This is a genomic window from Gordonibacter sp., assembly GCF_036667095.1.
Classification (GTDB): domain Bacteria; phylum Actinomycetota; class Coriobacteriia; order Coriobacteriales; family Eggerthellaceae; genus Gordonibacter.
In genome coordinates, this window is sequence record NZ_JAVWUP010000106.1 from 1 (window position 1) to 9112 (window position 9112).

The window sequence follows — 9112 nt, forward strand, 5'->3', positions numbered from 1 at the left end:
GCCTTTCCGTACCCGAGATGCAGCGTGTGTTGAATATGAAAAAAGGACAGATTGAAAAGGCTCTTAAGTATATGACAGTGGAATCTCCTTCGCCCATAGTAAAGATCGATACAAAATGGCACAGTACACCGGCTGCGGAGTCATACCAAGTCGACCAGGAATTCATTCGGAGTATAACCAGTATTAGGAAAGCGGAGCAGCAGCAAATGCAAAACTATATGGAGCATGAGGGCTGCCTTATGGCTTTTCTTCAAAATGCTCTTGACGACCCATCTTCGATGGTTTGCAAAAAATGTAAAAACTGTAATCCGAATGCAATGCTTGATGAATCATGCGATGACGAACTTATCAACCGAGCGAGTCTGTTTCTCCGTAGGAGCTACCTGCCCCTTAATGTCAGAAAACAGTGGCCGAGTAAAGATATGTTCGAGCACTATGATTTCGAGGGGGCTCGTATTCCGAGTGATCTCCAAGCAGAAGAAGGCCGCGCTCTGAGCTTATGGCGTGATGCTGGTTGGGGAAACCTTGTTGCTGAGGGCAAATATACTGACGAGACTTTCCCTGACGAATTAGTTGCGGCTTGCGTGGAGCTCATGAAACACTGGGGTCCCGAACCCGCTCCTGAGTGGGTAACTTGTATTCCGTCGTTAAGTCGCCCTAACTTGGTCAAGAATTTTGCGGTAAGATTGGCGGGTGCACTTGAGATTCCATTTGCTCCTTGCATTGAGAAGGTATGCAATAATGCTCAGCAGAAAAAAATGGAAAACAGTTACAAGCAAGCAAAAAATCTCGATGGTGTGTTCAGCATAAAAAGAGAGTGTTTACACGATGGGCCTTGCCTTCTTGTAGATGATATTGTTGATTCGGGGTGGACATTTACGGTAGCTGTCGCCCTCTTGCGTCAAGCAGGCTGTAGTGCGGTGTTCCCGTTGGCGTTGGCATTGAATTCGCCCAGAATGGATTGAGGATGTTGAGCTTCTTAACGGAAGATACCAAAGTAATCACCCTGCTTTGCGGGGTTTTTGGACAAACTATATCGGAAAAGCCACTGTCTCCAACAGAGTATTCTTCGCTTGCGCAGTGGCTTTTAGGCGAGGGACTACACCCGAAAGACTTACTGCACGGCAATTTAGTTTCAGATGCAGCACTGGGAGCGGGGGTTGACGCGCGGCGGCTAAAGGGACTGCTTGGGCGTGGTGTTCAGTTGGGTTTTGTGGTTGAAGAGTGGCACCGCAATGGCATCTGGGTAATGAGCAGAAGCGATGCTGACTATCCGTCAAGGTTAAAGCAGCACCTGAAAGAGCAGGCTCCGCCACTTCTATTTGGTGCTGGTGATAAAACTCTCCTCAAAGGAGGAGGCCTTGGCGTTGTCGGGTCTCGTAATGTAGATCAGGACGGAGAAGCGTTTGCACGCCAAGTGGCAAGTCTTTGTGCTCGTAATGGCATAATTGTTGTTTCGGGAGGCGCTCGCGGCGTTGATCAGATTTCAATGACGGCGGCTCTTGAGGTTGGTGGTTATGCGACAGGTATACTTGCAGACAACCTTCTCAAAAAAAGCACCAGCCATGAGTTTAGGAAAGGGATTGCCGACGGTCGTCTGATGCTGATTTCACCTTATCATCCTGCTGCGCGTTTTACGGTGGGATCCGCTATGGGCAGGAATAAGTTGATTTACGCAATGTCTGATTTTGGCTTGGTAGTTTCTTCGGACCATAACAAGGGCGGGACTTGGGCTGGCGCTGTGGAAGAGCTCAAGAGGCCTAGATCTCGGTCTGTTTTTGTTCGAATTGGCGATGAGACCCCCTTGGGTAATCACAAGTTACTCGATGTTGGTGCAATTCCTTGGCCAGAGCTAAAGGAAGACATTGGATTGGCACAGCAGCTATGTAATTCAGCTTTATCTCATTCCGAAAAAAAACAAATCGAAAATCTTACACTGTTTGATTCTTTCCCGAGTCACAACGACGAGCTAAAAGGAGACTTTCGGCGTACTATTAAGGATAAAACAGAACGCACAAGCTCCGCACAAGAAAACAATTTGGCAATGAGCGTCAGTTCTCCAAAACATGATGCATCGCTGTACCCTGTGGTGCTACCGGTTCTTTTGGATCAGATCGCAGAACCTGCTTCAATAGAGAAACTAAGTGTAGATTTAGATGTCACTAAATCGCAACTTAGAGTTTGGCTGGATAAAGCTATTGCTGAGGGAAAGGTTGCCAAATTAACCAAGCCTGTGCGATACCAGTGTGCAAATTTGGATTCATGAAGTCATGAAGGTCTAATCCTGAGCCATCCAAGTGAGAAAGTTAGGCCAAACAGGGTTCCACTGGCTAGACGAACAGCAAGCCTACGACGGTAAGCAAGACGCAGGTTCCCAACAGCAGTATCAGCACGCGATAGCTTCCCCCGTCGAAGCGCTCGCGGAAGCTGCCTTCTTTTCCTTTCTGGCTGGAAAAAACAGCCCATACCAAAACCACGCAGTACGCGACGAGCGCGATATTGCTGAGTATGGTTGCCGCTTGGGCGAACAAGTCGCTGCCCGACAAGATGCCCATCTGGTAGGCGATCAGCGTGGCGATCACCGCAAAGCAGGCGACCATGACCCAGGAAACGCATTGGCCCGACTTGTGCGTTCCCTCAGGGTAGAACGTGCCCTTCTTGGTTTTGTCGGGCTTTGCGATCAGGAACAGCCATCGACCCTTCCACAGCTGCACGGCCAGCGCCGCCGTCACGACGAGCAGTACGACTCCCAGAACAATGCGAACGACTTCCATGACGTCTCCCTCTCTAGAGTACCAGCATCAAAACGGGCGACGCGAACACGGCGGCGGCGTAGAACGTGCCGAGCGCGATATTCACGTTGAGGACTTGGGGCATGGCGGCAAGACGCGTATGTGCTGCAAGCGGGTTTTTCAGGAGCGCCGCGATTACCGGATAGGCGGCCAACAGCATAAAGGGCATCACCACCAGCCCGTCGGTGAAGAATACGGCCACCAAGACGACGATAGCGGCAATCCATGCGTAGACCAGCGCATGGTAGAGCTTGCGGGCCTTGGTGCGGCCAAGCATGACGGAAAGCGTGTGCCGCCCCGCTTCGCGGTCCTTCTCAAGGTCGCAGGTGTTGTTCGTGAACATGATAAGCCCCACGCCGATGATGGTGGGCACGGCCCACAGCAGCGCACGCGCATCGAAGACGCCGGTGAGCGCCTGGTAGCTCGCCAGGGGAATAAGCCCCCCCATGACGCCACCGCTGACCAGCTCGCCGAGCGGCAGGTACGACAGCGGGGTCTTGCCGGCCGAATACACCACAACGAACAACGCTCCTACGACACCGATGGCAAGTGGAATCCATCCTGCCACCCAGATGACGTAGGCACCCAGTAGAAAGGCAGCCGCAAGGAAGCCTACTGCAAGGCCTAGCGCAGCCCTCGGATCCACGTTGTTGTACACGAGCACGGCATCCGTCGGATCGACGTTATCGTCGGCCGAGTCAGAGCCTTTCACGTAGTCGTAATAGTCGTTGAACGTGTTCACGGCGGCTTGCATGAGCACGCAGATAGCCAGCAGGGTGCAAGCGACGGTTGCCGACAGGGGAAATCCCTGCGCTGTGGCGCAAGCCACGGCCACGAGCACCGGCAGGATGGCGGCCGGCCAGGTGTGGGGCGCGGCAAGCTGCCATGCCATGCGCACTGTAAGCGGGCCGAACGGTACTGCTGCACGATCGTTGGCAAGCGCGGCGGCGCTCTTTGCCGCGGTCACAGCAGGGAGCGATATCGCGTCGCTCCCTGCTGTGACCGCGGGTTTTCCCGGCGTGCTGCCGGTCGGTCTTTCGGGTGCCGAACATCCCTGTTCATTTGTTTCCTCTTGCTCGCCTGCGCTCATGCCCGTTCTTTTCCTTCCCGTCCCCGGTCTTGTTCGCCTGCGTTCGTGCAGGCCTCCTCGTCGTAGCGCTCCTGCCGCTTGGGCAGCCATTCCGGAGGGGAGGGGCGAAACCGCTTGACCGTCTCGTCCCTCAGCACGGAAGCCAAGCTGCCGAGCGTCTTTAACACGAAGCTGCGTGTTTCGGGATCAAGGCGGGACCCCCGTCCGAGCATCTGGCGCGTGTTGCCCAAAAGCTTCGTCTGGAACTCGGCCCAAGTGCTTGCCTGCGTCGAGACGAACAGGTCGTAGATGGTGTCGATGAAGCGTTCTCGCTCTTCAGGCGTTTTGCTGCGCAGCCAAGCGTCCAAGGTATCGTCGAAGAACCGTGCCGAGGGGTTCAGCTCGTCTTGGTACGAGAAGTCCTCGCCCTCGACGATCCAGGAGAACGGCTCGTGTTGGAACACCGATAGCGCCGAGGAGCGAACGACGCGGTAGTCGGCGCGCCGTTCGAGGATCATGCCGAACGCAGAGGATTCGGGAACCGTTTTGTGCAGCAGCGCGTCGAAAGCGCCGTCGGCCCTGCGAGGCGACGGATCCTCCAGAAACGACGGGCCGTCATGGTTGTAGACGGCCTCGATGCGCGCATAGGCGGCGTCATCTGCAACGAGCGACGCAAACTCGGCCAGGTTGCCACCTTTCGAGTGGCCCGTCACCACAAGGGGACCGCCTGTCGCAGAGGCGACGCCGGACACGTATGCTGCAGCGGTGCACTGGGAGGGGATGACGCTTTTGAAGCACAGGTTGAAATCTTCCTTCCAGCCGGCGAAGCTGCCGTCGGTGCCGCGGAACGCCAAACAGGCTCGCTCTCGTATGCCCTCGGTTCCGTCGGCCAAGAAGAACGTCGTAGCCGAGAACTGCTTTTCTACGGCATCGGACCGTTCGTTGGCGTAGAAGGCGAGCGTCACGTTGCGGTAGCGCCTGCTCGCCATGAGCGCTTGCAGAAACGTCCGCGTGTCTTTCGCGTCTTCGAGCCAGCTCGCGCGGGTGAGTGCGTCCCAATCCGAGAGCGATACGACGTCGTGCAGCAGCACGCGCGCATCCGACGCCGGGTCGACCAGCGTGCACGCTTCGAAATTGAAGTAGGAAAGCGTCGAGAACACAAGGCTGTCTGCGGGATTAAACGGGGATTCCGCGAACGTCCTTTGATCCTCTTGCATATACGATACGATATTGCTCATGGAACCATTGTATCCGAAAAGGAAGGAAGCGTGAGGGCCACCATGCGGGTTTGCAAGCCAATAGCCGTGCGCTACGGCGAAACGGACATGATGGGCATCGTCTACCACGCCAACTATCTGCTGTATTTCGAGGATGCACGCACGGCGTCGTCGATGCGGGCACGTTCAAGCCGGTCAGCATGAAAAAGCAGGTACCCGAGCTCTACGAACGCTACCTTGAGGCCATGGAGCCTGAGGAGGGAAGGGTGTGAACGGAAGCACGCTCATGGATTTCGCTATCCTCGATGCTATACAAGAGCACCTGCGCTCGCCGTTCCTCGACGCGGTGATGCCCTTCGTGACGCATCTGGGCGACCTCGGGATCGTATGGCTCGTGACGGCAGCCGTGCTCGTTGCGCAGCCGAAACGTCGAGTGTACGGTATCGCCGTTGTCGTGGCACTGCTGCTCACCGTCGTCGTGGGAAGCCTTGTCTTGAAACCTCTCGTCGGACGGATGCGCCCTTACGATGTAGTCGGTGGATTCCCGCTGCTCATCCCGCCGCCCACCGGCGATTCGTTTCCCTCGAACCACTCTATGGCCTCTTTTGCGGCGGCTACCGTGATCTGCCTTTTGCCCCGTGCAGGGCGCGGCGTTACCGCAGCGAAGATCGGCGCGATCGTGGTTGCGGCCCTCATCGCATTCTCGCGGCTGTACCTCTACGTGCATTTCCCCAGCGATATCCTGGTGGGTGCCGTGCTGGGCGTGGCGCTCGGCTTCGCCGCCGTGGCGCTCGCAAAGCGGTTCATGCCCCAGCCTAAACCGCCTGCCGGAGGCGCAGTGCACCCTTGAGGTCGACCGTGACCTGTCGGTCTCGATATGTGCCAGCAGGTGTTTCGGCGTGAACTGCTCGGCCTCAGATGGGGGTCTCGGAATTGCCCAGTACCGTGGTGCCGATAGCTATCTTGTCTTCGTCAACCATGGCACGACATAGGCGAGGCGCTTTTTTCTTGACGGATCCGTTATGGCTCAGAGGTCGTCCTTGGCAAAATAGGCATCGAGTTCGCGCTCTTTGCCGTAGGTTTCCAGCATCCGCCTCGCCACGGTTTGCGCGATCGGGCTCAAGTCGTGGCGGAATACGAACACCGCGTCCATCTCGAGAGGTGCATTGATCAACGGCCGCATGCAAATCTGATCGGTGACCAGGTTCTTCGCATACTGGCTTTGGATGATGAAAAAATCATCGCTCGTGGATACCCGCGCCAGCATCAGGTTCTTGTCATGTAGGAGCGGCTCGACCTCGATGCCGTGGTTCTTGAAGGCGGTCTTGTACAGCTTACCCTTGTAGGGGCTCGTCTGAATGACGGTCTTTCCTTGCAGGTCGGCCTTGAAGTCGACGTATTCTTTTCCCGCCAGAGGATTGTCCATACTGAGCAGGACCGCAAGTGCGTCTTCGTCGAGTTTGATGGTGGGAAGGCCCATATCCTCAGGTGGATTGAGGGAGAAGGCGAATTCCATATCTCCTGCGGCAATGGCGTGCCAGTAAGCGGGATGGTCGCCGTCGACCACTTCGATTTTGATGAGCGGATCGTCTTGGAAGCTGGCGAACAGGGCTCTTTTCTGGTCGTATCCGAAATACATGCTGAGCAGGCCCACGCGAATAAGCTCCGGTGCCGTTTCGCCCGTTTCTTGGATCTCGGTTAGGCAGGCTTCCCAAAGCCGATCCTCTTCGCGAATGCAGCGCAGCAGGATTCGTCCCGCCTCCGTCAATCCGACGCCTTGCTTGCCGCGAATGAAGAGGCGAGCGCCTAGGCGCTCCTCGAGGCTTCGCATACTCTTCGACAGACCTTGACGGGAAAGGTAGAGCTCCTGTGCCGCCTGTGTGATGTTGCCTGTTGCGCACAGTACGCAGAAATACCGTTTCTGATCTGCGTCCATGTAAAATCTCGCCATAGAAGGCCCCTTTTTGGCAGGCAGACCTGCCTTCTCGCCCGATTGGCCAAACGTAAAGTCGGCCGGGCAACCCCATCCCCTTGACTTGCAGTATAGACAAACTGCACGCTCGCATGAAGTCCTCTCTTCGTATCTGCTCCCGCCTTTGCGGTTGATCAGATAGGGCTGCACCCTCCTGACAGGGAGTTATAGCTATGCGTAAACCTTGAGTTTGCGTATGGGGACCAAGAAGAGTTTCTTTTCTCGGAGTGCCGGCATTGCGTATATTCGTCATGTACCGCGGGCAAGGCCCGCAACAAACAGGGAAGGGGAACACCATGGGAAATCTGACCAGAAGGGACCTGCTCAAGGGGCTGGCCATCGGATCGGTAACAGCGGCTTCGGCAGGAGCGCTTGTTGCCTGTGCACCTGCGCAGAAGCAGCCAGAAGGCAATGCGCGCAAATCAGCAGGCGAGTTGATGTATGCGAAGCGCAAGGGCGACGTTGCAAGCATGACCCAAAGCGAGACCGATGTGCTGGTCATCGGTGGCGGCGGAGCCGGTATCTGTGCGGCCTTGAGTGCCGCTGAGCAGGGTGCCCAGGTGGTGCTGTGCGAGAAGACGAGCGTCCTCGGCGGCGCCACGATGCTCTCGAGCGGCAAGATCCCCGCCGTTGGCACCAAACAGCAAGCCGGCATGGGCGAAACGGACAGCGTGGAAGCCTGCGTCATCGACATCATGCGTCCGAGTAATTACAGCGTGCGTCCTGACCTGGTGTACACCGTTACCGAGCAGTCGCGCGATATCGTTGAGTGGACCGAGTCGCACGGTGCCGTCTGGAACATCGACGCTGCCCTGTACTACGGCCAGACTGCGCACCGCATGCATACGACCGAGAATGCTGGCAAGGGCCTGACTGACGCCTTGATAGCCAGTATGGGAGGCAATCAGGCCATCAAGCAGATGCTCTCATGCGAGATACAGGGCCTCGTACTTGACGACGAAGGCGAGGTTGTCATAGGCGCTTACGGTAAGAGCGGGAAGGACCAAGTTGCCATCATCGCCAAGAACACCGTCCTCGCCTCGAGCGGCTTTGCGAACAACCCTGGAATGCTGGCCCAATACTGCCCCGAGGCCGTCGACGCCTTCAAGCGGGTTGCCCCGGGCGCTACCGGAGAAGGCATCCTTTGGGCGCAGGAGCTGGGAGTCGAGTTGCAGAACATGGGATCTTACCAAGGGCATGCCTTCCATGGCGTGGACAACGACGAGACCCTTGAGCAGGCCATGGCAAACAACGGCGGCATCATTGTGAACCAGGAGGGCAACCGCTTCATGAGCGAGTACGGCGGGTACTCGGAGCTTTCCCCGCATATTCTCGCTCAGACCGATCGCATCGCCTATCTGTGCTTCACCGATGCCCAGGTTGCCAAGAGCCTGAAATTCCCCGGATGGGACAAGGCGGGTATCGTCAAGAAGGGCGCAACGGCAACCGAGCTTGCAGCGGCCATTGGCGCTGACGCGGCAACGCTGGAAAAGACGATCTCCGAGTACCAAGCAGCGCTTGGGAAAGGGGAGGACAAGTTCAACCGCTCGCACCTGCCTGCAAGCTTCGACGGTCCGTACTATGCGCTCAAGATAACCGGCGAGATCCGCCACACGCAAGGTGGTATGCCTACCGACGTGGCTGGCCACGTGCTACGCGCCGACCGGAGCCTCGTCCAGGGCCTGTATGCCGCAGGGGGCTGCACTGAGGGCTTCTCGTGCCGAGGCGGCGCTGCCTACATGAGCGGCAACGGCCTGATCCAGGCCCTGGTGTTCGGAAAGATCGCCGGAGCGGCGGCTGCAACGGAGGATAAAGAGTCCGCTCAGCTGGTTGAGTGGAAGAAAGGCAGCATCGACGCTTACCAGTAGGTGCCAGGTCGGTTTGCCCGACGCGTAGCGGCAGAAGCAATGCCCTCAGAGCAACTCTAAGGGCATTGCCTGTACTCGCAGCAAAAACCGGCATGAGCGCGTCAGAGCAGATAATTAGAGTTACTCTAAGTAAAAGCGTCGTACGGCACAATAGGTGCATCCAGGTATCGGCAAGGATGCTCTGGTGCGCGAGG

At 56.9% G+C, this 9112-nt stretch carries 9 protein-coding genes; 5 read left to right on the top strand and 4 right to left on the bottom strand.

From position 1 onward, the window contains the following. Together RR842_RS09545 and RR842_RS09550 are read left to right on the top strand one after the other, a co-directional pair. The coding region (locus RR842_RS09545; protein WP_332729590.1) for a hypothetical protein at positions 1–965 on the top strand (965 nt) is incomplete at its 5' end. 2 nt (positions 966–967) lie between these two features. Beyond that, positions 968–2266 carry a DNA-processing protein DprA gene (locus RR842_RS09550; RefSeq protein ID WP_332724905.1) on the top strand — a complete coding sequence of 433 codons (1299 nt, stop codon included), beginning with the start codon at positions 968–970 and terminating at the stop codon, positions 2264–2266. Positions 2267–2330: 64 nt separating this feature from the next. Here RR842_RS09550 and RR842_RS09555 read toward each other — a convergent pair whose 3' ends face one another. The 3 genes from RR842_RS09555 to RR842_RS09565 form a co-directional block, all read right to left on the bottom strand. After that, positions 2331–2774: a lipocalin gene (locus RR842_RS09555; protein WP_332518502.1), complete on the bottom strand. Its 444-nt coding sequence runs from the start codon at positions 2772–2774 to the stop codon at positions 2331–2333. 13 nt (positions 2775–2787) lie between these two features. Further along, on the bottom strand, positions 2788–3684 hold the full coding sequence (locus tag RR842_RS09560; RefSeq protein ID WP_332521789.1) for a prenyltransferase: 897 nt from the start codon (positions 3682–3684) through the stop codon (positions 2788–2790). Positions 3685–3878: 194 nt separating this feature from the next. Next, positions 3879–5099 carry an Mbeg1-like protein gene (locus tag RR842_RS09565; protein ID WP_332521786.1) on the bottom strand — a complete coding sequence of 407 codons (1221 nt, stop codon included), beginning with the start codon at positions 5097–5099 and terminating at the stop codon, positions 3879–3881. 30 nt (positions 5100–5129) lie between these two features. Here RR842_RS09565 and RR842_RS09570 point away from each other — a divergent pair, with 30 nt between their 5' ends. Together RR842_RS09570 and RR842_RS09575 are read left to right on the top strand one after the other, a co-directional pair. Next, positions 5130–5282 (top strand): hypothetical protein, encoded by a 153-nt coding sequence (locus tag RR842_RS09570; protein WP_332729591.1) that lies wholly within the window; start codon positions 5130–5132, stop codon positions 5280–5282. A gap of 64 nt (positions 5283–5346) precedes the next feature. After that, positions 5347–5928, top strand: coding sequence for a phosphatase PAP2 family protein (locus tag RR842_RS09575; RefSeq protein ID WP_332565840.1), 582 nt, complete (start codon positions 5347–5349; stop codon positions 5926–5928). Positions 5929–6105: 177 nt separating this feature from the next. Here the strand turns inward: RR842_RS09575 and RR842_RS09580 are convergent, their stop codons facing one another. Further along, on the bottom strand, positions 6106–7029 hold the full coding sequence (locus RR842_RS09580) for a LysR family transcriptional regulator (protein WP_332729593.1): 924 nt from the start codon (positions 7027–7029) through the stop codon (positions 6106–6108). Positions 7030–7346: 317 nt separating this feature from the next. On the opposite strand from RR842_RS09580, the gene RR842_RS09585 reads away from it, so the two are divergent. Next, complete coding sequence (locus RR842_RS09585; protein WP_332518498.1) at positions 7347–8918, top strand: FAD-dependent oxidoreductase; 1572 nt, start codon at positions 7347–7349, stop codon at positions 8916–8918. Positions 8919–9112 lie beyond the last annotated feature (194 nt).

Bases quoted from the DNA above. Each gene is read 5' to 3' on its own strand.
- RR842_RS09550 (WP_332724905.1), top strand. From the start codon at position 968: ATGTTGAGCTTCTTAACGGAAGATACCAAAGTAATCACCCTGCTTTGC.
- RR842_RS09555 (WP_332518502.1), bottom strand. From the start codon at position 2,774: ATGGAAGTCGTTCGCATTGTTCTGGGAGTCGTACTGCTCGTCGTGACG.
- RR842_RS09560 (WP_332521789.1), bottom strand. From the start codon at position 3,684: ATGGCATGGCAGCTTGCCGCGCCCCACACCTGGCCGGCCGCCATCCTG.
- RR842_RS09565 (WP_332521786.1), bottom strand. From the start codon at position 5,099: ATGAGCAATATCGTATCGTATATGCAAGAGGATCAAAGGACGTTCGCG.
- RR842_RS09580 (WP_332729593.1), bottom strand. From the start codon at position 7,029: ATGGCGAGATTTTACATGGACGCAGATCAGAAACGGTATTTCTGCGTA.
- RR842_RS09585 (WP_332518498.1), top strand. From the start codon at position 7,347: ATGGGAAATCTGACCAGAAGGGACCTGCTCAAGGGGCTGGCCATCGGA.